Genomic DNA, 25,245 nt, shown 5'->3' with positions numbered 1-25,245 from the left:
GGCGGGTGCAATTGCCTTCAAAGCATCGCTCGGTACCTGTTCAGTCCTTTCACCGTCCGAACCAACCCTTGGCGCAACAGAAGGTCGAGATAGGTGCTGACATCCATCGGAGGTGTTTTCAACTGCTTGCGTTGCCGTTCGGCCGCTGAGATCACTGCCGCGGGATCCAGGTCAAAAAGATTATCAACGAACTCATCTGGATGTTGAGCCTCGATACCGTATGGAGCCAGTGCTGCACAGGGAAAGTCTTTCCGATTGAAAGTCACGATGACACTGGCATTGCAGCGAATCGCGGCTGCGAGCACATGCCTATCATCGATATCGGGCAGAGTCAGCCCTTCGATCAGCGCCTCATAACAGGTGACACAAGCGTCAGGTATGGCCTGATCCATCAACTCGGATGTGCGATCCAGTTGGCTTGCGGTCAGGTCCGGACGGTTTCTCAGCAGATTGCGTTTCCATTCGTCATGTATCTCCATTGACCATCGCGCTCTGAAACGGCCGCAGAGTGCGAGCCACATCAGAAAGTCTCTCAAGGGCGCGGGATAAAGCACACAAGCGTCATATACAGCGGTAAAAGAGGAGTGCCTCACTCGTATCCTGTCCTTAACGCTTGTGCCTGCTCGGCGAGGAGCATCATTGCTTGTTCGCTGGCTGCATCGCGCCGTTTTTTATAGTCCATCAGATCGGCAAAGCGCACACGTCGGTGCTTGCCGGTTTTGTGGTAGGACAATTCGCCGGATTCGAGCAGTTTGATCAGGTGCGGACGTGAGACGTTGAGCAGGTCTGCTGCTTCCTGCGTGGTTAGCTCGGCGTGAACCGGAACCACCATGACGGCGTTGCCCGCAGCGAGTGCTGCCAGGATGTCGACCAATAGTCGGAGTGCCGAGGTCGGAAGTTCGACGGTATGTGCCTCGTTCTGCTCGTCGAAAATCTGGATGGGTTGGGTTTCCAGTTGAGTGGCGACATAGGCGGCCAAGGCACGTTGCCCTTCGATTGCTGCCTTAACTTCTCGCTCAACGGGCAGGTTGATTGACGGATGAATGACTGTCGACATGACGGTTTTCCATATCTTGATAATCGATGTTGGCAGATTATTCGAAATAATCGAAAATCGCAATAAACGAAACGGACAAAATTCCCTCCTCGTTTCTCAGCTACCCTGCGACCAACTGCATAACACGCTGGCATGAGGCCTTCTTTCATCACACCCCGCAATACAACCGAACGTCGCACTTGCGGTTTTTGTGCTTGAGTAAAGATAACTCTAGAGTTATTTTTGTTTAGACCAAAGCAAGGAGGCTGGTGGTGCAGAGCAGGCTATTGATCAAGGAACTGATGGAGGCGGGTTGGGCCCTGGACCGGGTCACTGGCAGTCATCACATCTTCACCCACCGTTACAACCCGTACACCATTCCCGTTCCCCATCCGAAAAAGGATTTGCCGGTCGGAACGGTCAAGAGCATCAGGAGGCGAGCCGGGCTGTACTGCCCGCCAGCCAGTTACGCAGGAGATCCATAATGCAATATCCAATCTGTATCGAATGGGGCGATGAGAACACCGCCATCGGTATCCAGATCCCCGATATCCCAGGTGCGGTAACCGCCGGGGACAGCTTTGAAGAGGCCTACAACGCAGCCGTCGAAATCGCCCACATCATGTTGCAGGAGTTGGCGGCGGACGGAGAGCCGATTCCGATGCCGACTTCGGCTTCGGTGCATCGCAGTAATCCCGAGTTCGCCGACATGGGCTGGGGCATGCTGGAGCTGGACATCTCGCCGTACCTGGGCAAGACCGAGAAGGTCAACGTGACGTTGCCTGGTTATGTGATCCAGCGCATTGACCGCTATGTGCGCGAGCACAATGTCAAAAGCCGGTCGTCGTTCCTGGCGGATGCGGCGATGGAGAAACTGGTGCGCAATTGAGGGGGACTCGCAACGTAGACCTGGCGGGCAATCCGACTCGCCCGCCAGGTGCTTGAGTCTTTACGCCGTCGCCAACGAAGGCTTCTGCGAAACACTCAGGAACCGCAACAACGCCAACAGTGGGAACGCGCTGCCGACCACCACGATCCACAACCAGCCGCCGTGTTCGTACACCGCACTGGCCACGGATGAGCCAAATGCGCCGCCGATGAAGATGCTGGTCATGTACAACGCATTCAGGCGGCTGCGGCTTTTGGCGTCCAGGGCGTAGACCGCGCGTTGGCCGAGGACCATGTTCATTTGCACACAGAAGTCCAGGAGCACGCCGGTCACGGCCAGGCCGATCACGCTGTAGGCCGGATGGATGAAGGCGGGCAGGAAGCTCAGGCTGGCGCCCAGCAGGGCCAGCAGTGAAGCGATGCGGGTGTGACCGGCGTCGGCCAGGCGTCCGGCGATAGGCGCGGCGATGGCGCCGATAGCGCCGACCAGGGCGAAAATCGCGATCTGGCTTTGCGACAGGCCATGATTGCGCGCCAGTTCCAGCGGCACGGCGGTCCAGAACAGGCTGAACGTGGCGAACATGCACCCTTGGTAGAACGCCCGCTGGCGCAATACCGGTTGTTGGCGCAGCAGCGTCCAGAGCGAGCCCAGCAATTGGCCGTAGGAGGCGCTGTGGTCAGGCTGGCGCTTGGGGATGGTCACCGCCAGCACGATGCTGATCGCCGCCATCAATAGTGCGGCAATCACAAACATCGCCCGCCAACCGAAATGATCCGCCACCACGCTGGACACCGGTCGCGCCAGCAAGATCCCCAGCAACAAACCGCCCATGATCCCGCCGACCACGCGGCCACGAGATTCTTCCGGCGCCAGGTGCGCGGCCAGCGGAATCAGGATCTGCACCGACACCGAGCTGAAGCCCACCAGCAGCGAAATCAGCAGGAACACGTTCGGCTGATCGGTAAACGCCGCGCCCAGCAGGCTGGCAATGGCCACCAGGGTGGTGATGATCATCAGCCGGCGGTTTTCCAGCAGATCACCCAGGGGCACGAGGAAAAACAGGCCCAGGGCATAGCCGATCTGGGTGAGCGACACGATCAGGCTGGCCATGGTGCTGGTCAGGCCGATGTCCGGTGCGATCAGGCCAATGATTGGCTGCGCATAGTAGATGTTGGCGACGATCGCACCACAGCAGAAGGCGAACAGCAGCACCATGCCTCGGGTCATTGTCGCGGTGCCATGGGGCAGCTGGGTCGCTGGGTTCATAACGTGTCTCGATGGAAATAAGGGAATGCGCGCAGGCTAAAGGGCTGAATGAGGCAGCGGAAGGTAATTGGAGTGATAGTAATCATTTCGTTGCGCAATGTGACACCGCCGATGCAAGCAACACCGGCTATCCGAAGAACGGCCCGTTTTACCGTGACAGCTAAAATCTACAGGGGGATCACTTCAACGTGTCCTTACAAAGCGGGAGTATCACGATGAAAATCGTATCTTCGCTGGCGTTGGTGGTAGCGGTTGGGTCGATCTTCGGGTGCTCGACAGTGCCTGATCGTCAGGTCACCAACGTTCCCATGAACGCTACTTCCATCAACGCCGGAAATATCGCCCGGCCAATCATGATGCCCGATGGGCAAACAACAGTGTTCTGGTTTGCTGTCAGTGGAGAATCCATGGGTAGCGCATTACCAGGTCGTTTGCAGGCCTACATCTACCCGGGAAGCTGTGGAAGCCTGGGTGCCAAACCCACCTATGACATGAATGACGGCCCGAATGCGCGGTTCTATTCGCAAGCCTCCATGCAATATTTCTGGAAAAGCGCACCCGTACCGGTCGAGACACTTCGAGCGGGGGGCTATGCGCTGGTAGTGCGTGAAAGCCCGGCCGATGGTCACCAGGCTATCTTTTGCGGCAATCTGAGCTGAAACACCCACGGAACACTGTAGGAGCGAGCCTACTCGCGATGGACGTCAACGATGACGCGGGCTGTCTGAATGCCCTCGTTGTCCCGGCTTCCATCGCGAGCAGGCTCGCTCCTACAGGTGGTGGTTACTGGGCGTAAATCTGATCGAAAATCCCGCCATCATTGAAGTGGGTTTTCTGCACGGTGCGCCAGTCACCAAAGGTTTTCTCCACCGACAGGAAGTCCACTTTCGGGAAGCGGTCGGTGTACTTGGCCAGCACGGCCGGGTCACGCGGACGCAGGTAGTTGGCGGCGGCGATTTCCTGGCCTTGCGGCGACCACAGGTACTTCAGGTATTCCTCGGCGGCGGCGCGGGTGCCTTTCTTGTCGACGGTCTTGTCGACCACCGACACCGGTGGCTCGGCTTCGGCGGAGACGCTTGGGTAGATGACTTCGAACTGATCGCGACCAAACTCGCGGGCGATCATCTCCGCTTCGTTCTCGAAGGTCACCAGCACGTCGCCGATCTGGTTGGTCATGAAGGTCGTCGTCGCGGCGCGGCCACCGGTATCGAGCACCGGAGCCTGCTTGAACAGCTTGCCGACGAACTCCTTGGCCTTGTTTTCGTCGCCGCCATTTTTCAGCACGTAGCCCCAGGCCGAGAGATAGGTGTAGCGGCCGTTACCTGAAGTCTTCGGGTTTGGCACGATGACCTGCACACCGTCCTTGAGCAGGTCCGGCCAGTCTTTCAGGGCTTTGGGGTTGCCTTTGCGCACGATGAACACGGTGGCCGAGGTGAACGGCGCGCTGTTGTTCGGCAGGCGGGTGACCCAGTTGTCCGGGACCAGTTTGCCGTTATCGGCCAGGGCGTTGATGTCGGTGGCCATGTTCATGGTGATCACGTCAGCGGGCAGGCCATCGATGACCGAACGTGCCTGTTTGCTGGAGCCACCGAAGGACATCTGCAGGGTGATGTTTTCGTTGTGTTCCGCTTGCCAGTGTTTCTGGAACGCAGTGTTGTAGTCCTTGTAGAAATCACGCATCACGTCGTAGGAAACGTTGAGCAGGGTCGGTGCGGCCTGGGCCACGCTGGCCAGTGCCAGGCCAGCGGCCAGAAGTGAGGCGCCAAAGAGTTTTTTCACTGCGAATTCCTTGTTCGAGAAGATGTTTTTGTAAACAACGAGGCAATTTGCCAGCGACTATAGCCGGGCTCGCATAGTCGTTTAAAGATTAAAAAGCTCTGTGCTTATTCTATTTTCTTGAACAATGCGTTGCCGCAGCGAGAGCAGAACGCGGCGCCGTGTTCGTGGTTGTTCTTCTTGCACACCGGGCAATCATGTTGCAGCTGTTCGCCACGCATCGCGTTGGCCAGTTCGGCGGTGAAAATACCGGTGGGCACGGCGATGATCGAATAACCGGTGATCATGACCAGCGAGGAAATCACCTGGCCCAATGGCGTTTTTGGCACGATGTCGCCAAAACCCACGGTAGTCAGGGTCACGATGGCCCAGTAGATGCCTTTGGGAATGCTGGTAAAGCCGTGCTCCGGTCCTTCGATCACGTACATCAGCGTGCCGAACACCGTCACCAGGGTGCAGACGCTGACCAGGAACACCACGATCTTCTGCTTGCTGCCGCGCAGCGCAGACATCAGGTAGTTGGCTTGCTTCAGGTAAGGGCTGAGCTTGAGCACGCGGAAAATCCGCAGCATCCGGATGATCCGGATAATCAACAGGTACTGCGCATCGGCGTAATACAACGCCAGTATGCCGGGCACGATCGCCAGCAAATCCACCAGCCCATAGAAGCTGAAGGCGTAGCGCAGGGGCTTGGGCGAACAGTACAGGCGCAGGCCATATTCGATGGCGAAGATGACGGTGAAGCCCCACTCGATATACGCCAGCACGTCGGCGTAGTTACGGTGAACGGTATCGATGCTGTCGAGCATCACGATCACCAGGCTGGCGAGGATGATCAACAGCAAAATGCCGTCGAAGCGCCGACCCGCCTTGGTGTCGCTCTGGAAAATCATGACGTAGAGGTCTTCACGCCAGTGTTTGCTGCTGTCCATGGATAACGCCTGACTCAATGATCAGCGCAGCCTAGGTTGATTCTCCCCGGGAGCGCAAGGCGCAGTGGCGCCCGTCGCTTTGCCGAACACTTGAGCGGCCGTACGGATCAGCCAGCAGGCGAGGATGAACGGCGCAGTCAGCGTGGGCAGCCCAATCGCGGCAAACATTGGCGTCAGCAGCAGCGCAAAGGCAATGCCGGCCAGTGGCAGCCAGCGTTGCTGGCGCTGCGCGCTGAAGGCGAGGGCGGCGAGCACGGCGTTATAGCCACCCAGGCCCAGCAGTGCGGTGTAGAAGTCGTGGTGCAGCAGGCTCCAACCCATGCCCGCGACGGACGCCAGCAACGCCCAGCAGAAGGCGCGACGGTCGGCGATCAGCAAGCCGGCGGCAATCATTGCACCAGCCAGCGGATGACCGAGGAACATCACCTGGCCGAGGCCTTTGAGGGGGGCGGCGAGCATGTTCAGCGTGCTGACTTCGATCAGATGCGCCTCGGTCGAGGGCGTGGCGAAGCACAGCAGCACCCAGCTGAGCACCACGAAAGGCGCGGTATAGGCGGGCAGGTATTGGCTGAAACGGGCGCGTTTGAGCCACTGTTGCGTGAGCATGGCGCTCAGGCCGCCAGCGGCGAGGATCAGCAGCGGCGACATCGCTGACCATGGGAAATACAGGCTGACCAGCAAGCCCAGCAAGACGCCGTTGTAACTGTAGAGCCCGGCTTGGCGATCGGCCTTGGCGTAGCCGCGACGTTGCGCGGTGAGCAACCCGGCGACGCCGCCAAGCAGCGCACCGCCGAGCAAGGCTGGCGCGGTAAACAGGATGGCGAGCAGGCACAGCAGGCCAAACAGCGGATGACGCTGGAGGAAGATTTGACTGAAGCCGTTGAGCAAGGCCTCGGCCCAGTCGGGGCAGTGGGTGTTGAAGTGATTGGCAGGCATTTTTTCAGTGTGTCAAAGGGGGCCGAGTCGCCTGCTTCGCTGGCAAGCCAGCTCCTACAGGGGCAGCGCATTCCTGTAGGAGCTGGCTTGCCAGCGAAGAGGCCGGTGTGCGTTCTAGATCAACGTCTCGATACGCAAAGAGTTAGTCGACCCCGGCTGCCCAAACGGCACACCCGCAGTGATCAATAACGTATCGCCACGCTGCGCCATGCCCTGGGCCTGGGCAATTTCCAGCGCCGTAGAGCACACTTCGTCCACCTGGCGCAGGCGATCGTTGACCACCGAGTGCACACCCCAGGCCACGGTCAGGCGACGAGCGGTTTGCCGGTTCGGCGTCAGGTTGAGGATCGGCACCGTCGGCCGCTCCCGCGCCGCGCGCAAACTCGAGGTGCCGGACTCGCTGTAGTTCACCAATACCGCCACCGGCAACACATTACTGATGCGGCGAATCGCGCAGCTGATCGCATCGGAAACAGTCGCTTCGGCTTTCGGCCGGCTGACGTCCAGTTGGTTCTGATAGTCCGGGCCATTTTCCACCTGGCGGATGATCTTGCTCATCATCTGCACGGCTTCGAGCGGGTATTCGCCGGAGGCGGTTTCCGCCGACAGCATCACCGCGTCGGCACCTTCGGCCACCGCATTGGCGACATCGGTGACTTCGGCGCGGGTGGGCGCCGGGGAGAAACGCATCGATTCGAGCATCTGCGTCGCCACCACCACCGGTTTGCCGAGCTGGCGACAGGTAGCGATGATGTTTTTCTGGATCTGCGGCACGCTTTCGGCCGGCACTTCCACGCCCAGGTCACCGCGGGCGACCATGATCGCGTCGCTCAATTCGGCGATTTCGCGCAATTGCGTGACCGCTGACGGCTTCTCGATCTTGGCCATCAGGAACGCCTTGTCGCCGATCAGGGCACGGGCCTCGCGGATGTCTTCAGGACGTTGCACGAACGACAGGGCCACCCAGTCCACCCCCAGTTCGAGGCCAAAGCTCAGGTCGCGACGGTCCTTGGCGGTCAGCGGGCTCAGGTCGAGCACCGCTTGCGGCACGTTCACGCCCTTGCGGTCCGACAGTTCGCCGCCATTGAGCACGGTGGTATCGATGGCGTCGGCGTACTTGGTGACCACCCGCAGGCGCAGCTTGCCGTCGTCCAGCAGCAGATCCATGCCCGGCTCCAGCGCCGCGATGATTTCCGGGTGCGGCAGGTTGACCCGGCGTTCATCGCCCGGCGTGGCATCGAGGTCCAGGCGCAGGGCTTGCCCGCGATGCAGTTGCACCTTGCCGGCGGCAAATTTGCCGACCCGCAGTTTCGGCCCTTGCAGGTCCATCAGAATGCCCAGCGGATAATTCAGCTGGCGCTCGACTTCACGGATCCACTGGTAGCGTTTAGCATGGTCGGCGTGATCGCCGTGGCTGAAGTTCAGGCGAAAGATGTTGACTCCGGCTTGCACCAGTTGACGAATGTCATCGATCCCGTTGGTGGCGGGGCCGAGGGTGGCGAGGATCTTGACCTTTTTGTCAGGCGTCATGGTTTAGGGCTCTCAAGAATCAGGATGGCGCGGAAGTCGTTGACGTTGGTGCGGGTCGGCTCGGTGACGATCAGTGCATCCAGCGCCTCGAAATAGCCGTAGCCATTGTTGTTGTCCAATTCATCGCTGGCGCTCAAGCCGAGGGCCGCGGCGCGGGCGTAACTGTCCGGGGTCATGATTGCCCCGGCGTTGTCTTCGGAACCGTCGATGCCATCGGTGTCACCGGCCAGGGCATAGACGCCGGGCAAGCCCTTGAGGCTGTCGGTCAGGCTGAGCAGGAACTCGGCGTTACGCCCGCCACGGCCGCTGCCGCGAACGGTGACCGTGGTTTCGCCGCCAGAGAGAATCACGCAGGGCGCGGCCAGCGGCTGACCGTGCTGGACGATCTGTCGGGCGATGCCGGCGTGGACTTTCGCCACCTCGCGGGATTCGCCTTCGAGGTCGCCGAGGATTAGCGGACTGAACCCGGCCTGACGGCACTTCACCGCCGCGGCTTCCAGGGATTGCTGCGGGCGGGCGATCAGCTGGAAGTGACTGCGGGCCAGGCTCGGATCGCCGGGTTTGACGGTTTCCGATTCCGGGCTTTGCAGCCAGGTGCGCACAGAGGCAGGCACTTCGATGTTGTAGCGCTTGAGGATCGCCAGCGCTTCGGCCGAAGTGCTCGGGTCGGCCACGGTAGGGCCGGAGGCGATGACCGTGGCGAGGTCGCCCGGTACATCGGAAATCGCATAGGTATAAACAGTGGCTGGCCAGCAAGCCTTGCCGAGGCGGCCGCCCTTGATCGCCGAGAGGTGTTTGCGTACGCAATTCATCTCGCCAATGGTCGCGCCGGATTTGAGCAGGGCTTTGTTGATCGATTGCTTGTCGGCCAGGGTGATGCCTTCAGCCGGCAGGGCGAGTAGCGCAGAGCCGCCGCCGGAAAGCAGGAATATCACGCGGTCTTGTTCGGTGAGGTCGCTGACCAGTTCCAGCACGCGTTTGGCCACGGCCAGACCGGCGGCATCCGGAACCGGATGCGCGGCTTCAACCACTTCGATTTTTTCGCAGGGGGCGCCGTGACCGTAACGCGTCACCACGAGGCCAGACACATCACCCTGCCAGCAACGCTCGACCACCTGGGCCATGGCGGCCGCGGCTTTGCCGGCACCGATGACGATCACCCGACCACTGCGGTCGGCAGGCAGATGGGCTTCGAGGACTTGTTGCGGATGGGCCGCGTCGATGGCTGTGGCGAACAGCTCACGCAGCAATTGTTGCGGATCGACCGACATGGCGGGCTCCCGGAATTCTTGTTATTGGAGGGGCAACTCGGTTCGCTCTTATAGGGGCGGGGCAGGGCTTAGTTCTTATCGCGAATCGAGAAATTCGCCATGTGTTCCAGGCCCTTGATCAGCGCCGAGTGGTCCCAGTTGCTGCCACCGATGGCCGCGCAAGTGCTGAACACTTGCTGGGTGTTGGCGGTGTTTGGCAGGTTGATGTTCAGTTCCTTGGCGCCTTGCAGGGCCAGGTTCAGGTCCTTCTGGTGCAGGCTGATGCGGAAGCCTGGATCGAAGGTGCCCTTGATCATGCGCTCGCCGTGCACTTCGAGGATCTTCGACGAAGCGAAACCGCCCATCAGTGCTTCACGCACCTTGGCTGGATCGGCACCGTTCTTGGAAGCGAACAGCAGGGCTTCGGCTACGGCCTGGATGTTCAGCGCGACGATGATCTGGTTCGCCACTTTGGCGGTTTGACCGTCACCATTGCCGCCCACCAGGGTGATGTTCTTGCCCATGGCCTGGAACAGCGGCAGCGCGCGTTCGAAGGCATCGGCATCGCCGCCGACCATGATGCTCAGGGTCGCCGCCTTGGCGCCGACTTCACCGCCGGACACTGGCGCGTCGAGGTATTGGGCGCCTTTTTCGTTGATCTTGGCGGCGAAAGCCTTGGTGGCAGTCGGCGAGATCGAGCTCATGTCGATCACAACTTTGCCTTTGCCAACACCGGCAGCAACGCCGTCGGCGCGGAACAGCACGTCATCGACCTGCGGGGTATCCGGCACCATGACGATGATGAACTCGGCTTCCTGGGCCACTTCCTTCGGGTTCGCCAGGGCGACGGCGCCACCGGCAACCAGGTCGGCAGGGGCGGCATCGTGGTGCGCCGACAGGAACAGGCTGTGACCGGCTTTCTGCAGGTTCAACGCCATTGGGTGGCCCATGATGCCGGTGCCGATAAATCCGATTTTAGCCATGAGAAAATCCTCTTTTTATTGCTTTGTTCGCAAAATTCGTGGGGGTGTCAGCGAGGGCGCCTTCGCGGGCAAGCCTCGCTCCTACAGACAACCCCCTATCCCGTAGGAGCGAGGCTTGCCCGCGAAGAACGATGACGCGGTCTCGGATCAGATCGCGTTATGGGTTTTGAGCCAGCCCAAACCCGCTTCAGTGGTGGTCAACGGCTTGTATTCGCAACCGACCCAGCCCTGATACCCGATGCGGTCCAGGTGTTCGAACAGGAAGCGGTAGTTGATTTCACCGGTGCCCGGTTCGTTGCGCCCCGGGTTGTCTGCCAGCTGCACATGGTTGATTTCGCCCAGGTGCGATTGCAGGGTGCGGGCCAGGTCGCCCTCCATGATTTGCATGTGATAGATGTCGTATTGCAGGAACAGGTTGGCACTGCCGACCTGCTCGCGAATCGACAGGGCTTGCGCCGTGTTGTTCAGGTAGAAGCCTGGGATGTCACGGGTGTTGATCGCTTCCATCACCAGCTTGATGCCCGCCGCTTGCAGCTTGTCGGCCGCGTACTTGAGGTTGGCGACGAAGGTTTTTTCCACGGTGGCATCGTCAACGCCTTGTGGGCGGATGCCGGCCAGGCAGTTGACCTGGGTGTTGCCCAGCACTTGTGCGTAGGCGATCGCCAGGTCGACACCGGCGCGGAACTCTTCAACCCGATCCGGCAGGCAGGCGATACCGCGCTCGCCCTTGGCCCAGTCACCGGCCGGCAGGTTGAACAGCACTTGGGTCAGACCGTTGGCGTCGAGCTTGGCCTTGATTTCGGCAGAGCTGAAGTCGTACGGGAACAGGTACTCGACACCACTGAAGCCGGCCTTGGCGGCCGCTTCGAAACGGGCGAGAAAGTCCTGTTCGGTGAACAGCATGGACAGGTTGGCTGCGAAACGCGGCATGGTGGTCTCCCGTAAATTTGTGTAGGCCCCCTGTAGGAGTGAGCCTGCTCGCGATAGCGTAATGTCAGTCAACATTGATGTTGAATGTACCGGCCTCATCGCGAGCAGGCTCGCTCCCACAGGGGGGGCGATCAATCAGTCGAGCAACGAAATCGCCGTTGGCGCATCGTTGCCGACCAGCGCCAGGTCTTCGAATTCGTTGACGGCGTTGATCTCGGTGCCCATGGAAATGTTGGTCACGCGCTCCAGGATGATCTCGACGATCACCGGAACCTTGAACTCTTCGATCATCTCTTGCGCCTTGCGCAGGGCAGGGGCGATGTCAGTCGGTTCGAACACACGCAGTGCCTTGCAGCCCAGGCCTTCGGCCACTGCGACGTGATCGACGCCATAACCGTTGAGTTCCGGTGCGTTCAGGTTGTCGAAGGACAGCTGCACGCAGTAGTCCATCTCGAACCCGCGCTGCGCCTGACGGATCAGGCCCAAGTACGAGTTGTTCACCACCACATGAATGTACGGCAGCTTGAACTGCGCACCCACCGCCAGTTCTTCGATCATGAACTGGAAGTCATAGTCCCCCGACAGGGCCACGACTTTGCGGCTCGGGTCAGCCTTGACCACGCCCAGCGCGGCAGGAATGGTCCAGCCCAGAGGGCCTGCCTGACCACAGTTGATCCAGTGGCGCGGCTTGTAGACGTGCAGGAACTGCGCGCCGGCAATCTGCGACAGGCCAATGGTGCTGACGTAGCAAGTGTCTTTGCCGAACACCTGGTTCATCTCTTCGTAAACGCGCTGCGGCTTGACCGGCACGTTGTCGAAGTGGGTCTTGCGCTGCAGGCTGGCCTTGCGCTGCTGGCAGTCTTGCAGCCAGGCGCTACGGTTTTTCAGCTTGCCGGCAGCTTGCCACTCGCGAGCGACTTCGATGAACACGGTCAGCGCGGCGGCGGCGTCGGACACGATGCCCAGGTCCGGGGTGAATACGCGACCGATCTGCGTGCCTTCGATGTCGACGTGAATGAACTTGCGGCCTTCGGTGTAGACGTCGACCGAACCGGTGTGACGGTTGGCCCAACGGTTACCGATACCCAGTACTACGTCGGACTTCAGCATCGTGGCGTTGCCATAACGGTGCGAGGTTTGCAGACCCACCATGCCCACCATCAATGGGTGATCGTCCGGGATGGTGCCCCAGCCCATCAGGGTCGGGATGACCGGGATGCCGGTCAGTTCGGCAAATTCCACCAGCAGGTCGCTGGCGTCGGCGTTGATGATGCCGCCGCCGGCCACCAGCAATGGGCGCTCGGCCTGGTCCAGCAAGGCCAAGGCCTTCTCGACTTGAACGCGGCTAGCGGTTGGTTTGGCCAATGGCAACGGCTGGTAGGCGTCGATGTCGAATTCGATTTCCGCCATCTGTACGTCGAACGGCAGGTCGATCAGCACTGGGCCTGGACGGCCGGAGCGCATTTCATAGAACGCTTTCTGGAACGCGTAAGGCACCTGGCCCGGTTCCAGGACGGTGGTTGCCCACTTGGTCACTGGCTTGACGATGCTGGTGATGTCGACAGCCTGGAAGTCTTCCTTGTGCATACGGGCGCGGGGTGCCTGGCCGGTAATGCAGAGGATTGGAATCGAGTCGGCCGAGGCGCTATAGAGCCCGGTGACCATGTCGGTACCGGCAGGGCCGGAGGTGCCGATGCACACGCCGATGTTGCCAGCCTTGGTGCGGGTGTAGCCCTCGGCCATGTGCGAGGCGCCTTCAACGTGGCGAGCGAGTACGTGATCGATGCCGCCGACCTTTTGCAGGGCGGAGTACAGCGGGTTGATGGCGGCACCGGGGATGCCAAAAGCGGTATCAACCCCTTCACGGCGCATCACCAGAACGGCGGCTTCGATTGCTCTCATTTTGCTCATGGTTTTGTGCCTCTTTACGTTTTGTAATTGTATACAAGTGGCTTTGCGCAGAGTGTATTCACGGCGGACGGCGCAGGTCAATCCATTTTCTCAAGCGGTCGTTTCATTCGTCGGAAGCCCGTTCTACTGTGGCTTTTCGTCGCATGCGGCGCTTTTCGAGAATTATTGTATACAAAAAAATAATTCATTGTGTTCTATTTGTTGCATCGGCCTGCGGCAGAACGAAGCAGGTCACCGGCTTTCCGAAAAACAAAATGAGGACGGCACCATGAGCGCTTTAACCTTGAAAGTCGCAGTTAACCTGGTCAACGAAGCCATCAACGCAGGGCGCGCCATCTCCGCGGCACCCCTGACCATTGCAGTGCTGGATGCCGGCGGGCACCTGATCGCCTTGCAGCGCGAGGATGGCGCCAGCCTGCTGCGCCCGCACGTCGCCATCGGCAAGGCCTGGGGCGCCATCGCCCTGGGCAAAGGCTCACGCCTGCTGGCACTGGACGCCCAACAGCGTCCGGCATTCATCGCGGCATTGAATAGCCTGGGGCAGGGCAGCGTCGTGCCGGCACCGGGCGGTGTGCTGATCCGGGATCAGGGCGGGAATGTGTTGGGGGCGGTGGGGATCAGCGGGGATTTGTCGGATGTTGATGAGCAGTGTGCGATCAATGCGATCGAGGCGTTGGGGTTGAGGGCGGATGCTGGGGTTGCTGCTTGATCTGTAGCGCCTGATCCAAAGCCATCGCGAGCAGGCTCACTCCTACAAGGATCGGGGGTTGGACACAAAATGTCTGAACGCCACAAATCCACTGTAGGAGTGAGCCTGCTCGCGATAGCTATCTACCAGACACACCTAGACAACAGATTGCCCCACCCACTCGAATCCACAGAGCTAGTCTTCCCATGACTTGATCATGGGAGGCAATGGAATGCCGGATTTACCTGCCGCAAATCGATTGCGAATCGGTCGCTATGCAGAAACCAGCCGAATTTACCTGTTAACCACCAACACAGCTCACAGAGTCCCCGTTTTCAAGGATTTCACCTTGGGCCGGCTGGTGGTCGATCAATTTCGCAATGCACAGAATCTAGGTTTTGCGAACTCGTTGGCCTGGGTGGTCATGCCAGATCATTTTCACTGGTTAATTGAGTTGCAGAAGGGATCTCTGAGTGAATTGATGCAAAAAACCAAGTCGATGAGTACCAAAGCCATAAAGCAGTCTACCGGTCGAAGCACCAGTATCTGGCAGAGAGGATTTCATGATCGGGCACTGCGACGGGAAGAGGATTTGGTGAAGCTGGCTCGATATGTAGTAGCCAACCCGTTACGGGCTGGACTGGTCGAGAGGCTTGGCGATTATCCGTTGTGGGATGCTGTTTGGGTTTGAGCTGAAATCGAGTTGCCTTCATCGCGAGCAGGCACACTCCTACAGAAAATCCATCTCCCTGTAGGAGTGAGCCTGCTCGCGATAGCCGCACCGCGGTCCATCAGTCCGGCTCACACCCCTTGAGCACCAACCGGATGATGGTCTGCGCCGCCGCTTCATAATCCTCTTCGTCCAGCTTGGCCTTGCCGGTGATGGCGGTGATTTGCCAGTCGAAGTCGGCGTAGGTCTGGGTCGCGGCCCAGATGCTGAACATCAGGTGATTGGGGTCGATGGGCGCAATCTGGCCACGGTCGATCCAGGTTTGGATGCAGTCGATGTTGTGCTTGGCCTGGCCGTTGAGCTGTTCGACCAGGTCGGAACTCAGGTGCGGGGCACCGTGCATGATTTCGCTGGCGAACACCTTGGAGGCGAAAGGCAGGTCGCGGGAGATGCGGATTTTCGAGCGGATGTAGCCGCTCAGCACTTCACTGGGCACGCCCTCGGGGTTGAACGGCGTCGAGGCCTGCAGGATCGGCTCGATGATGCTTTCCAGGACCTCGCGATAGAGGTTTTCCTTGGATTTGAAGTAGTAGTAGACGTTGGGCTTGGGCAATCCCGCCTTGGCTGCGATGTCACTGGTTTTGGTCGCAGCGAAGCCCTTGTCGGCAAATTCTTCACTGGCGGCACGCAGGATCAGTTGTTTGTTGCGCTCGCGGATGGTGCTCATAAACCAGGGGGTTCCTTGCCTGTACTGGCGGTGGCGCATGGTATCACCGGCCTTCGGCACCGCTCAAGAATGCTCCGCGCGGCGTCGGGCCGCGCTATGCTGCACGGCATTCACTCAAGAAGGAAAGCCGATTCATGGCAGGAAGCAGTTTGCTCGTGCTGATCGACGACATCGCCGCGGTGCTGGACGATGTGGCGTTGATGACTAAAATGGCCGCCAAGAAGACCGCCGGGGTGCTGGGCGATGACCTGGCGCTCAACGCCCAGCAGGTCAGCGGCGTGCGTGCCGAGCGGGAAATCCCGGTAGTCTGGGCGGTCGCCAAGGGCTCGTTCGTCAATAAACTGATCCTGGTGCCGTCGGCTTTGGCCATCAGCGCGTTCATCCCGTGGCTGGTTACGCCGTTGTTGATGGTCGGTGGCGCTTACCTGTGCTTCGAAGGGTTCGAGAAGCTCGCCCACAAGTTCCTGCACAGCAAGGCGGAAGACCAGGCCGAACATGCCGAACTGGTCGAGGCCGTGGCGGATCCGGCGGTCGATCTGGTGGCGTTCGAAAAGGACAAGATCAAGGGCGCGATCCGCACCGACTTCATTCTCTCGGCGGAGATCATCGCCATCACCCTCGGCGTCGTGGCCGATTCGGCGCTGACCCAACAAGTCATCGTGCTCTCGGGCATCGCCATCGTCATGACGGTTGGTGTCTACGGGCTGGTGGCGGGCATCGTCAAGCTCGACGACCTGGGCCTGTGGCTGACCCAGAAACCGGGGCAGATAGCCAAAAGCATAGGCGGCGGCATCCTGCGCGCGGCACCGTACATGATGAAAAGCCTGTCGGTGATTGGTACGGCGGCGATGTTCCTGGTCGGTGGTGGCATCCTTACCCACGGTGTTCCGGTGGTGCATCACTGGATCGAAACTGTCAGCGCAGGCGCCGGCGGTGCCGGGTTTATCGTGCCGACGCTGCTCAATGCCGTGGCGGGGATTGTGGCGGGGGCGGTGGTTTTGGTGGGGGTGATGGCCGTCAGCAAAATCTGGAAAGCGCTGAAAGGCTAAGAGCAACGCATAACAAATGTAGGAGTGAGCCTGTGTGGTGAGGGGATTTATCCCCGTTGGGCCGCGAAGCGGCCCCAGCATTCCTTCAGGCACACCGAATTGTCTGGCTTAGCGACTGCTTCGCAGCCGAACGGGGATAAATCCCCTCACCACACAGGCTCACTCCTACAGTGCTTTATGTTCGCCGTAATTACTCGGCGATCTGCAACTTGCGCGACTCGGTGTACACGTAGCGCACCTTCTCGTACTCGAACGGCGAGTTCAGCTGGCCATAACGGAAGCTGGTCTGATTGCGCTTGTCGATGCCACGCAGGATCCACACTTCCGGATGGTTGGAGCTGACTTCGGCCACGTTGAGGAAGTTGATTGCATTCTCGGCACTGAAGTCGACCACCAATCCGCCCGTGTCACGCAGGTTGGACGGTCCAAGGATCGGCAGTACGAAGTAGGCGCCGCCCGGAACACCATAGAAGCCCAGGGTCTGGCCGAAGTCTTCGTTCTGGCGCGGGAGGCCCATGGCGGTGGCCGGGTCCCACAGGCCGGCGATGCCGATGGTGGTGTTGAGCAGCAGCCGGCCGGTGATTTCCATCGAACGCTGGCCCTTGAACTGCAACAGGCTGTTGAGCAGGTTCGGTACGTCGCCGAGGTTGTTGAAGAAATTGCTGACGCCGGTGCGCAGGAAGCTCGGCGTGATGTAGCGATAGCCGTCGACCACCGGCAGGAATACCCATTGGTCGAACCGGTAGTTGAAGTGGTAGACGCGGCGGTTCCACTGCTCCAGGGGGTCGTAGACGTTCAGGGCGCTGAGCGTCGAGCGTTCGAATTCGCGCTGGTCCAGGCCCGGGTTGAACTTGAGTTTGCTCAGGGGTTCCTTGAAACCGTCGCTGTCGATGACGACAGGGGCGTTGGCTTTGCTGTTGTCCGCGTGGGCAATGCCTGCACTGAGGAGCGCGGCGATGAGCAGGAGGTATTTAGCCACGGAAGAACTCCAGCATGGCGTCGCTGTTGACGCGGTAGTTAAGGTTGCCGCAGTGGCCGCCCAGCGGGTACACGGTCAGGCGATCGCCAAACGTCTTGCGCAGGAAACCGAGGTCTCCAGGGCCGAGGATCACATCGTCGGCGTTGTGCATCACGGCGATTTTCGGGCTGTCGTGCAAGTAGTCTTTCAAGGCATACAAGCTCACCTGGTCGATCAGTTGCAGCAGGCTGCCGCCGTCGGTGCGGGCGCGCCACATCGGGATCACTTGTTCGGTGATGTAGCAGTCGAAGTCGCACTGCAGCGCACGCTTGAGGTACGGCGTGAGGCTGGTGCCTTCTGTAATGGGCGTTTTCGGTGGAGTGATCAGGCCGCGACGGTTGATCAGGTCCGAAGTAAAGGCGATGTCGGCGGCCGAAAAACGGAACGAGGTGCCGATCAGCATGGCCATCTGTTCGTTGCTCAGGTGCTGCTTGGACTGCTGGAAGTCGTAGAGCAGGGCGTCGTTGAGATCGATATAGCCCTTCTGCTGGAAGTAACGGGTGAGTTTGTTCAGCACCAGCTCATAGAAGGTGGTGGTGTTGGTGATGCCCTTGACTTCCGTTTGTACAAGCTTGTCCAGGTTGGTGATCGAGGTGTAGAGATTGACCGGGGGATTGAGCAGCAGGACTTTCTTGAAGTTGAAGCTGCGGCGGGTTTCGTCCAGGTGCGCGACGAACGCCGCGTCCAGTGCGCCCAGGCTGTAGCCCGTCAGGTAGTAATCGGTGACGGGCAGTTTCGGGTTTTGCGCCCGCACCGCCTGCATCACCCGATACATGTCTTCAGCATCGTCCTTGGTGATGCCGGGCGTGGCAAAGCGTGAGGCGGCGCTCATGAAATCGAAGCTGGTGGGCGACGACAACTGCACCACGTGGTACCCGGCCTTGTAATAGAGCTTTTTCAGGTATTCGTTGAGGCTGCTGTCGTAGCGCGCACCGGTGCCGGCGATCAGGAAAATCAACGGCGCGGCTTTATCCTGGGTGGCAATGCGATAGGTGAGTTTCTTCACTGGCCAGAAGTTGTCCGGCAGTTCGAACGCGCGTTCTGGACGCAAGGTGACGCTGCGATCCGCCTGGTCGATGTCGTCGTCCAGCGGCAGTTCCGGACGCAAGTCCGGCGGCGTCGTGGCAATCGTCGCCTCAAACGGGTTGGTCAAGGGGTAGCCATAACTGGCGGCGTCGATATCGACCGCCAGTGCGGACGCACTCAAGATAAGGCCGCCAAACAGGGCGGCGAAGCGCAAGGAACGGAGCATGACTAGATCCCTTAGAGAAGGTGCCGAATGAAGTTCGCAGGCTATGACCATTGGATCTGCGCCAAAGTGCCACGCATCGGCACCAAACAGGCCTGAATTCCGAGTAATAGTAGCTCGACGATACACTTTGCAGTGAATGAATGACCAGTTAACCGTTGTTATTGCTTGCGTCGGGCTGCCGGGCGATTAAGCTGGCCGCCGTTTTCGTGTATTGGAGTGCTCCATGTCCCGCCGTCTGCCCGTGATTCTGCTGCTTGTCCTGCTGCCCCTCTGGCTGGCCGCCAGTTATGGCGCGCGTTATGGCTTCATGGAAGACGCGCAGTGGGTTGGCATCTGCGTGGATGAGGCAAGCCGCTGGGAATGCCAGGTGCGTTCGAACCTGGGCCTGATGATTCATTTCCAGGTGTTGGGCTGGGGGGCGTTGGCCGCCGCCGTGATCGGTTTTGTGTTGCCCGGGCGGGCGGGGTGGTGGTTGGCGGCACTGGCGCTGGTGCTGGGGTTTCCGGCGCTGGCGTTGTACAACACGACGATGGCGGTGTTTGCGGTGGTGATTGCCGGGTTGCGGTTGGTCAGGGCCTCCCATAGCGCCTGATAGATAGCCTTCGCGGGCAAGTCGAATCGTCGCACCGCCGCTCCCACAGGATTAGAGTCGTACACATTTTGTGCGATCGACACAAATCCTGTGGGAGTGGCGGTGCGACGATTCGACTTGCCCGCGAAGAGGCCGGGAAGCTCGCTGAAAGCTTAAGCCTTGCGAACCCGCAAGCTGCGCCACAATGCCGCCACCATCAACACGCTCACCAACCCCCATCCCCAGGCCTGCTGGTTCTGCAATCCTTCCCTATACAGCTGCGGCGCGATGCCGGCACCGATGATAAAGGTCAGCAAGGCGATCTCCCGACGCGGCACGCTCACCGGGCGACACAGGTAAACCAGCGCTGGCAGGATGAAGGCGACGCTTGGGAAACTCCGATAACGCGGATCGAACACCAGTTCCAGCATCATCACCGCCGCGGCAAATCCCGCCACTGCCAGTATCCAGCCAGCCCGGCGTTCCAACGCATTGAACGCCCAGCCACGCCAGCCGGTGCGAGGGCTCAGCGTCAGCGCGGCATGGGCCAGCACCAACACATTCAACGCGGTCAGCACAGCAACCCACAACCACTCACTGGTAAAGCGCGTGGTGACCCGTGCCAGATCGCCCCAGGCGCCTATCGAACAGGCCGCCAGTGCGCCGAGCAGAGGCAAGATCAGAGCGGAGCGCGTGTTGTTCACGCGTCCGCCGAGGATCAGTGTTGCGAGGAAGATCAAGCCGCCCACCACCAGCCACTGCGACCAGTACGGCACGTTGGTCACCGGCCCTGCGAGCACGCCCTTGTCCTGGCGATCGGCATCGAACAGCCCCCAATAACCGCCGACAGCCCCCTCGCTGGCCCGTTTCCACGGCTGGTCAAAGGCTTCGATGAGGTTGTAGTGCCAGCCATTTTGCTCGGCCATGGCGACAAAACCACGAATGAACCGGGCTTCATTGACCCGGCTCGGCAGCGCGGTTTCACGCTGGCGGCCTTCGCTCGGCCAGCCAGTTTCGCCAATCATCACGTCCTTGGGGGCGAACTTGTTGCCGAACACCTGGCGCACTTGCGCCACATGTTGCAGTGCGGCATCGATGTTCGACGGGTCATCTTCCCAATACGGCAGCAAGTGGATGGTCAGGAAATCCACGGCCGGTGCGATCTCCGGGTGCTTGAGCCAGAACTCCCACACATCCGCATAGGTAACGGGTTGCTTGACCTGGCTCTTGACCTTGTTGATCAGCTTCACCAGCTGGGCGCCGGTGACTTCCTTGCGCAGCAGGGTTTCATTGCCGACGATCACCGCGCTGACCACGTCTGCGTTGGCGTTGGCCGAGGCGATCAGCAGGTCGACTTCCTTTTCGGTGTCCACCGGATTGCTGTTGATCCAGGCGCCGATCATCATTTTCAGCCCGTGCTTGCGCGCCAGGTCCGGCAGCGCTTCGAGCCCGGTCATCGAATAGGTTCGAATGCATTCGAAGCGAGTTGCCAGCAGCGCGAGGTCGGCATCCATGCGCTCGGGACGCAGGTTGAACGGCACGTCGAACGGCGACTGGTCCTTGTCGAACGGGGTGTAGGAGGCGCATTGCAACTTGTGCGTCGCGCTGGCGACGTCCGGCAGGATCACCGGTTTGCCGAGGCCGTACCAGAAGCCACCCAGGGCAAACAGCCCCAGCAGGCAGGCGAATAGATAAGCAAAAAAAGGAAAGCGCGATGTCGCAGGCATGGTCGGGCCGTCTGGGAGCAAAGCGGCGCATGTTACCTGCATTTGTCGCACGCTTGGTGGCCTGCATGATTTTGACATGCAAAGTTCGGGCGGATTGCCCGGGAGGTTTCACGCGCTCAACGTTAATGGCTTTCTGATGTCGTTTCTCGCTGCCTTGAGGTCGCTGGCAGAGCAGGTCGCCGATAGCGTCAGGTTGATGATCGCTAGTGTCAGTACTCCACTGACGTTCGAACGAGTTTGCGGTGGGGCGTGATGGGGGCGCTGTGCACTATAACTATACGTTGACGCGACTCGGCATCCGTCGAGCGCAGCACTTTCGGGGAAGTAACGATGAAGATGCGACGACTTTTAGGCGCGGGTGCCGCTCTGGTGCTTGCGATGGGCTCCACATTCGCCAATGCCGAGAACAAGACCCTGAGCATCGGTTACGTTGACGGCTGGTCCGACAGCGTCGCGACTACTCACGTGGCCGCTGAAGTGATCAAGCAGAAGTTGAATTATGATGTGAAGCTGCAAGCCGTCGCCACCGGGATCATGTGGCAGGGCGTGGCCACCGGCAAGCTCGACGCCATGCTGTCGGCCTGGCTACCGGTGACCCACGGCGATTACTGGGCCAAGAACAAGGACCAGGTCGTCGACTATGGCCCGAACTTCAAGGACGCGAAAATCGGCCTGATCGTGCCGGAGTACGTCAAGGCCAAGTCCCTTGAAGACTTGAAAACCGATGACAGCTTCAAGAAACGCATCGTCGGCATCGACGCCGGTTCAGGCGTGATGCTCAAGACCGAGCAGGCGATCAAGGACTACGACCTGACCGGTTATCAACTCAAGGCCAGTTCCGGCGCCGGCATGATTGCCGAGCTGACCCGTGCCGAGAAGAAAAACGAATCCATTGCCGTCACCGGTTGGGTGCCGCACTGGATGTTCGCCAAGTGGAAACTGCGTTTCCTGGAAGACCCGAAAGGCGTGTATGGCGCGGCTGAAACCGTGAACAGCATCGGCAGCAAAGAGCTGGCGACCAAGGCACCGGAAGTGGCCAAGTTCCTGAAGAACTTCCAGTGGGCTTCGAAAGACGAAATCGGCGAAGTCATGCTGGCCATCCAGGAAGGCGCCAAGCCTGAAGCGGCGGCCAAGGATTGGGTCGCCAAGCACCCGGAGCGCGTGGCTGACTGGATCAAGTAACAGGCATCTCGCTGCACCCTGTAGGAGCGAGCTTGCTCGCGAAGGGGTCATGACATTCAACATCATTGTTGTCTGTTACGCCGCCTTCGCGAGCAAGCTCGCTCCTACAGTTGTTTCAGGTGTGCTGGAAATTGGCAAATACGTCACGTGGCTCTAAGACTAAGGTCGTCTGGAACCCGGCTCGCAGCCGCATAGAGTGGATACCGTTCCAACTAAATCTGTGCTGCGAGGATAAAAACAATGAACGACAGCATTTACCTCTCGATTCAAAACAGCCCGCGATTCAAGGAGCTGGTTAGCAAGAGGGAACGATTCGCCTGGATTCTTTCGGCGGTCATGCTAGGGCTTTACTCCGGATTCATCCTTCTGATTGCTTACGGGCCGCATGTACTGGGGGCGAAAATCAGCCCTGAGTCATCGATTACCTGGGGCATACCGATCGGTGTCGGGCTGATTGTTTCGGCCTTCATCCTGACCGGTATCTACGTGCGACGCGCCAATGGCGAATTCGACGACCTGAACAATGCGATTCTCAAGGAGGCTCAGCAATGATCCGGCGTCTAATGGCTCTCTTGAGCATCGCAGCATTCGCACCGGGCGCCTGGGCGGCTGACGCCCTGACCGGCGCCGTGCAGAAACAACCGCTTAACGTGTCCGCAATCCTGATGTTCGTCGCATTCGTCGGTGCAACTCTGTGCATCACCTACTGGGCGTCCAAGAAAAACAAGTCGGCCTCCGACTACTACGCGGCGGGCGGCAAGATCACCGGTTTCCAGAACGGCCTGGCGATTGCCGGTGACTACATGTCGGCGGCGTCCTTCCTGGGTATTTCCGCGCTGGTATTCACCTCTGGCTACGATGGCCTGATCTACTCGATCGGCTTCCTGGTGGGCTGGCCGATCATTCTGTTCCTGATCGCCGAGCGCCTGCGTAACCTGGGTAAATACACCTTTGCCGACGTGGCGTCCTATCGCCTCGGGCAAACCCAGATTCGCTCGCTGTCCGCTTGCGGTTCGCTGGTGGTGGTGGCGTTCTACCTGATCGCGCAAATGGTCGGTGCCGGCAAGCTGATCCAGCTGCTGTTCGGTCTCGACTACCACGTAGCGGTGATTCTGGTCGGTATCCTGATGTGTGCCTACGTGTTGTTCGGCGGCATGCTGGCGACCACCTGGGTGCAGATCATCAAGGCTGTATTGCTGCTGTCCGGCGCCTCCTTCATGGCGCTGATGGTAATGAAGCACGTCAACTTCGACTTCAACATGCTGTTCTCCGAGGCGATCAAGGTTCACCCTAAAGGTGAAGCGATCATGAGCCCGGGCGGTCTGGTGAAAGATCCGATCTCCGCGTTCTCCCTGGGGCTGGCACTGATGTTCGGTACCGCGGGCCTGCCGCACATCCTGATGCGCTTCTTCACCGTGGGTGACGCGAAAGAAGCACGCAAGAGCGTGCTGTACGCAACCGGCTTCATTGGCTACTTCTATATCCTGACCTTCATCATCGGCTTCGGCGCGATCCTGCTGGTCAGCACCAACCCTGCCTTCAAAGACGCGGCTGGCGCGTTGCTGGGCGGTAACAACATGGCGGCGGTGCACCTGGCCAATGCGGTCGGTGGCAGTATCTTCCTGGGCTTCATCTCGGCGGTAGCGTTCGCGACCATCCTGGCAGTGGTTGCCGGCCTGACCCTGGCTGGTGCCTCGGCGGTGTCCCACGACCTGTACGCCAGCGTGATCAAGAAGGGCAAGGCCAACGAGAAGGATGAGATCCGCGTCTCGAAAATCACCACTATCGCCCTGGCGGTGCTGGCGATTGCCCTGGGCATCCTGTTCGAAAGCCAGAACATCGCGTTCATGGTGGGCCTGGCGTTCTCCATCGCGGCGAGCTGCAACTTCCCGGTCCTGCTGCTTTCCATGTACTGGAAGAAGCTGACCACCCGCGGTGCGATGATCGGCGGCTGGATGGGCTTGGTGAGTGCAGTGGGCCTGATGATCCTTGGGCCAACCATCTGGGTGCAGATCCTGCATCACGAGAAGGCGATCTTCCCGTATGAGTACCCGGCGCTGTTCTCGATGATCATTGCCTTTGTCGGGATCTGGTTCTTCTCGATTACCGACAAGTCGACTGCGGCCGATAACGAGCGGGCGCTGTTCTTCCCGCAGTTCGTTCGTTCGCAGACTGGTTTGGGGGCGAGTGGGGCGGTTTCGCACTAAGGCTTCAGGTTTGTCTGTGTAGGTTGGGTTAAACAGAAATGCCCTGGTCGAGAGATTGGGGCATTTTTTATTGGGCGGTTATCGGACGTTTAGGCGGCCTTACAGCCGACCTGGGTGTTGTTGGGCGAGTACATATCCATTCCTGCGGTAACGGCCACTTATGGTTTCGCCTTACGGCGACTCACTTTTTTTACAAGCGCCAAAAAAAAGTAAGCAAAAAAACGCTCGCCCCAGCGTCCGGCCCCTCGCTAAGGCTCGGCGTTCCTTCGCTCTGGCATTCATCCGGGGGCATCGCCCTCCGGTTGGCTTCGCTGGCACCTACATGCGATGTGTTCGACTGCGTCGAACGGCGCTGCGCGCCAATCCCCGGATGAACACCTCCACTCAGCCTTCCGAAGGGGCGGGTAGATCAAGATCAAAAGCTGGAGGCGAGCTAACGCTCGGCCTGATGAGTGGTGAGGGGCGGGTGTGCGCCAAAGTGTATTTGTAGGAGGAGTTGCCCGTGATGGGGGCTGCGGCCGACATGATTTTTGTAGATACCCCCAATTCCCTGTGGGAGCCAGCCTGCTGGCGATGGACGTCAACGATAACGCGCGACGTCTGGATGAACACGTTGCCTGTAAGTCCATCGCCAGCAGGCTGGCTCCCACAGGGGATCGGGGACAAGCCTGTAATCAGGTCGGCTTTAAGGCCGCCTCGCTTTCGCGTTTGATCT

Annotated in this window: 25 protein-coding genes; 10 read left to right on the top strand and 15 right to left on the bottom strand. The window is 59.8% G+C overall.

The window, feature by feature from the left end; all coding sequences use genetic code 11:
• Positions 1–17: 17 nt before the first annotated feature.
• Both HFK74_RS06440 and HFK74_RS06435 read right to left on the bottom strand, forming a co-directional pair.
• On the bottom strand, positions 18–593 hold the full coding sequence (locus tag HFK74_RS06440; protein ID WP_180202810.1) for a PIN domain-containing protein: 576 nt from the start codon (positions 591–593) through the stop codon (positions 18–20).
• Positions 590–1,057 (bottom strand): helix-turn-helix domain-containing protein, encoded by a 468-nt coding sequence (locus tag HFK74_RS06435; protein ID WP_180202809.1) that lies wholly within the window; start codon positions 1,055–1,057, stop codon positions 590–592. The genes HFK74_RS06440 and HFK74_RS06435 overlap by 4 nt, the downstream gene beginning before the upstream one ends.
• Positions 1,058–1,308: 251 nt before the next feature.
• Here HFK74_RS06435 and HFK74_RS06430 point away from each other — a divergent pair, with 251 nt between their 5' ends.
• Positions 1,309–1,521, top strand: coding sequence for a type II toxin-antitoxin system HicA family toxin (locus HFK74_RS06430; RefSeq protein WP_180202808.1), 213 nt, complete (start codon positions 1,309–1,311; stop codon positions 1,519–1,521).
• Positions 1,521–1,925, top strand: coding sequence for a type II toxin-antitoxin system HicB family antitoxin (locus HFK74_RS06425; RefSeq protein WP_008061213.1), 405 nt, complete (start codon positions 1,521–1,523; stop codon positions 1,923–1,925). Before HFK74_RS06430 ends, HFK74_RS06425 begins: the two co-directional genes overlap by 1 nt.
• A gap of 60 nt (positions 1,926–1,985) precedes the next feature.
• On the opposite strand, the gene HFK74_RS06420 is transcribed toward HFK74_RS06425, so the two are convergent.
• Positions 1,986–3,191 (bottom strand): MFS transporter, encoded by a 1,206-nt coding sequence (locus tag HFK74_RS06420; protein WP_180202807.1) that lies wholly within the window; start codon positions 3,189–3,191, stop codon positions 1,986–1,988.
• 215 nt (positions 3,192–3,406) lie between these two features.
• On the opposite strand from HFK74_RS06420, the gene HFK74_RS06415 reads away from it, so the two are divergent.
• Positions 3,407–3,850 (top strand): hypothetical protein, encoded by a 444-nt coding sequence (locus tag HFK74_RS06415; protein WP_180202806.1) that lies wholly within the window; start codon positions 3,407–3,409, stop codon positions 3,848–3,850.
• Between the two features lie 124 nt (positions 3,851–3,974).
• Here the strand turns inward: HFK74_RS06415 and HFK74_RS06410 are convergent, their stop codons facing one another.
• The 8 genes from HFK74_RS06410 to gcl all read right to left on the bottom strand — a co-directional run bounded on the left by HFK74_RS06410 (position 3,975) and on the right by gcl (position 13,439).
• Positions 3,975–4,970: a sulfate ABC transporter substrate-binding protein gene (locus HFK74_RS06410; protein ID WP_180202805.1), complete on the bottom strand. Its 996-nt coding sequence runs from the start codon at positions 4,968–4,970 to the stop codon at positions 3,975–3,977.
• Between the two features lie 104 nt (positions 4,971–5,074).
• A complete protein-coding gene (locus HFK74_RS06405) occupies positions 5,075–5,899 on the bottom strand; it encodes an ion transporter (protein ID WP_180202804.1) in 825 nt (274 codons plus the stop codon).
• A 21-nt stretch (positions 5,900–5,920) separates the two neighbouring features.
• Complete coding sequence (locus tag HFK74_RS06400) at positions 5,921–6,835, bottom strand: urea transporter (protein WP_180202803.1); 915 nt, start codon at positions 6,833–6,835, stop codon at positions 5,921–5,923.
• Positions 6,836–6,949: 114 nt separating this feature from the next.
• Positions 6,950–8,365 (bottom strand): pyruvate kinase, encoded by a 1,416-nt coding sequence (gene pyk / locus HFK74_RS06395; protein ID WP_180202802.1) that lies wholly within the window; start codon positions 8,363–8,365, stop codon positions 6,950–6,952.
• Positions 8,362–9,636, bottom strand: a complete 1,275-nt coding sequence (locus tag HFK74_RS06390; protein WP_180202801.1) for a glycerate kinase — start codon at positions 9,634–9,636, stop codon at positions 8,362–8,364. Before HFK74_RS06390 ends, pyk begins: the two co-directional genes overlap by 4 nt.
• A gap of 68 nt (positions 9,637–9,704) precedes the next feature.
• Positions 9,705–10,598: a 2-hydroxy-3-oxopropionate reductase gene (locus HFK74_RS06385; protein WP_180202800.1), complete on the bottom strand. Its 894-nt coding sequence runs from the start codon at positions 10,596–10,598 to the stop codon at positions 9,705–9,707.
• Between the two features lie 147 nt (positions 10,599–10,745).
• Complete coding sequence (hyi, locus tag HFK74_RS06380) at positions 10,746–11,528, bottom strand: hydroxypyruvate isomerase (RefSeq protein ID WP_008026777.1); 783 nt, start codon at positions 11,526–11,528, stop codon at positions 10,746–10,748.
• A 135-nt stretch (positions 11,529–11,663) separates the two neighbouring features.
• On the bottom strand, positions 11,664–13,439 hold the full coding sequence (gene gcl, locus HFK74_RS06375) for a glyoxylate carboligase (RefSeq protein WP_180202799.1): 1,776 nt from the start codon (positions 13,437–13,439) through the stop codon (positions 11,664–11,666).
• 268 nt (positions 13,440–13,707) lie between these two features.
• Between gcl and HFK74_RS06370 the strand changes: the two genes are divergently transcribed.
• Both HFK74_RS06370 and HFK74_RS06365 read left to right on the top strand, forming a co-directional pair.
• The gene (locus HFK74_RS06370; RefSeq protein ID WP_180202798.1) at positions 13,708–14,148 is read left to right on the top strand and encodes a heme-binding protein; all 441 of its coding nucleotides are present in this window, start codon (positions 13,708–13,710) and stop codon (positions 14,146–14,148) included.
• Between the two features lie 211 nt (positions 14,149–14,359).
• Complete coding sequence (locus HFK74_RS06365; protein WP_180202797.1) at positions 14,360–14,818, top strand: transposase; 459 nt, start codon at positions 14,360–14,362, stop codon at positions 14,816–14,818.
• A 100-nt stretch (positions 14,819–14,918) separates the two neighbouring features.
• Here the strand turns inward: HFK74_RS06365 and HFK74_RS06360 are convergent, their stop codons facing one another.
• Complete coding sequence (locus HFK74_RS06360; protein ID WP_180202796.1) at positions 14,919–15,524, bottom strand: TetR/AcrR family transcriptional regulator; 606 nt, start codon at positions 15,522–15,524, stop codon at positions 14,919–14,921.
• 134 nt (positions 15,525–15,658) lie between these two features.
• Here HFK74_RS06360 and HFK74_RS06355 point away from each other — a divergent pair, with 134 nt between their 5' ends.
• A complete protein-coding gene (locus tag HFK74_RS06355) occupies positions 15,659–16,573 on the top strand; it encodes a DUF808 domain-containing protein (protein WP_180202795.1) in 915 nt (304 codons plus the stop codon).
• Positions 16,574–16,763: 190 nt separating this feature from the next.
• Here the strand turns inward: HFK74_RS06355 and HFK74_RS06350 are convergent, their stop codons facing one another.
• Complete coding sequence (locus HFK74_RS06350) at positions 16,764–17,552, bottom strand: VacJ family lipoprotein (protein ID WP_180202794.1); 789 nt, start codon at positions 17,550–17,552, stop codon at positions 16,764–16,766.
• Positions 17,545–18,843, bottom strand: a complete 1,299-nt coding sequence (locus tag HFK74_RS06345) for a serine/threonine protein kinase (RefSeq protein WP_180202793.1) — start codon at positions 18,841–18,843, stop codon at positions 17,545–17,547. The genes HFK74_RS06350 and HFK74_RS06345 overlap by 8 nt, the downstream gene beginning before the upstream one ends.
• A 223-nt stretch (positions 18,844–19,066) precedes the next feature.
• On the opposite strand from HFK74_RS06345, the gene HFK74_RS06340 reads away from it, so the two are divergent.
• Positions 19,067–19,435, top strand: a complete 369-nt coding sequence (locus tag HFK74_RS06340; RefSeq protein WP_180202792.1) for a hypothetical protein — start codon at positions 19,067–19,069, stop codon at positions 19,433–19,435.
• 152 nt (positions 19,436–19,587) lie between these two features.
• On the opposite strand, the gene HFK74_RS06335 is transcribed toward HFK74_RS06340, so the two are convergent.
• On the bottom strand, positions 19,588–21,183 hold the full coding sequence (locus HFK74_RS06335) for a beta (1-6) glucans synthase (protein WP_180202791.1): 1,596 nt from the start codon (positions 21,181–21,183) through the stop codon (positions 19,588–19,590).
• Positions 21,184–21,471: 288 nt separating this feature from the next.
• Between HFK74_RS06335 and HFK74_RS06330 the strand changes: the two genes are divergently transcribed.
• The 3 genes from HFK74_RS06330 to HFK74_RS06320 all read left to right on the top strand — a co-directional run bounded on the left by HFK74_RS06330 (position 21,472) and on the right by HFK74_RS06320 (position 24,530).
• A complete protein-coding gene (locus tag HFK74_RS06330) occupies positions 21,472–22,323 on the top strand; it encodes a glycine betaine ABC transporter substrate-binding protein (RefSeq protein WP_008061176.1) in 852 nt (283 codons plus the stop codon).
• A gap of 240 nt (positions 22,324–22,563) precedes the next feature.
• Positions 22,564–22,875, top strand: coding sequence for a DUF485 domain-containing protein (locus HFK74_RS06325; RefSeq protein WP_180202790.1), 312 nt, complete (start codon positions 22,564–22,566; stop codon positions 22,873–22,875).
• Positions 22,872–24,530 (top strand): cation acetate symporter, encoded by a 1,659-nt coding sequence (locus HFK74_RS06320; RefSeq protein ID WP_180202789.1) that lies wholly within the window; start codon positions 22,872–22,874, stop codon positions 24,528–24,530. Before HFK74_RS06325 ends, HFK74_RS06320 begins: the two co-directional genes overlap by 4 nt.
• The last annotated feature ends 715 nt before the right edge of the window (positions 24,531–25,245 follow it).

The sequence above is a fragment of the Pseudomonas sp. SbOxS1 genome (assembly GCF_013416725.1).
GTDB lineage: Bacteria > Pseudomonadota > Gammaproteobacteria > Pseudomonadales > Pseudomonadaceae > Aquipseudomonas.
The sequence above is the reverse complement of the archived record's forward strand: the minus strand, read 5'-3'. Positions and strand labels throughout refer to the sequence as shown.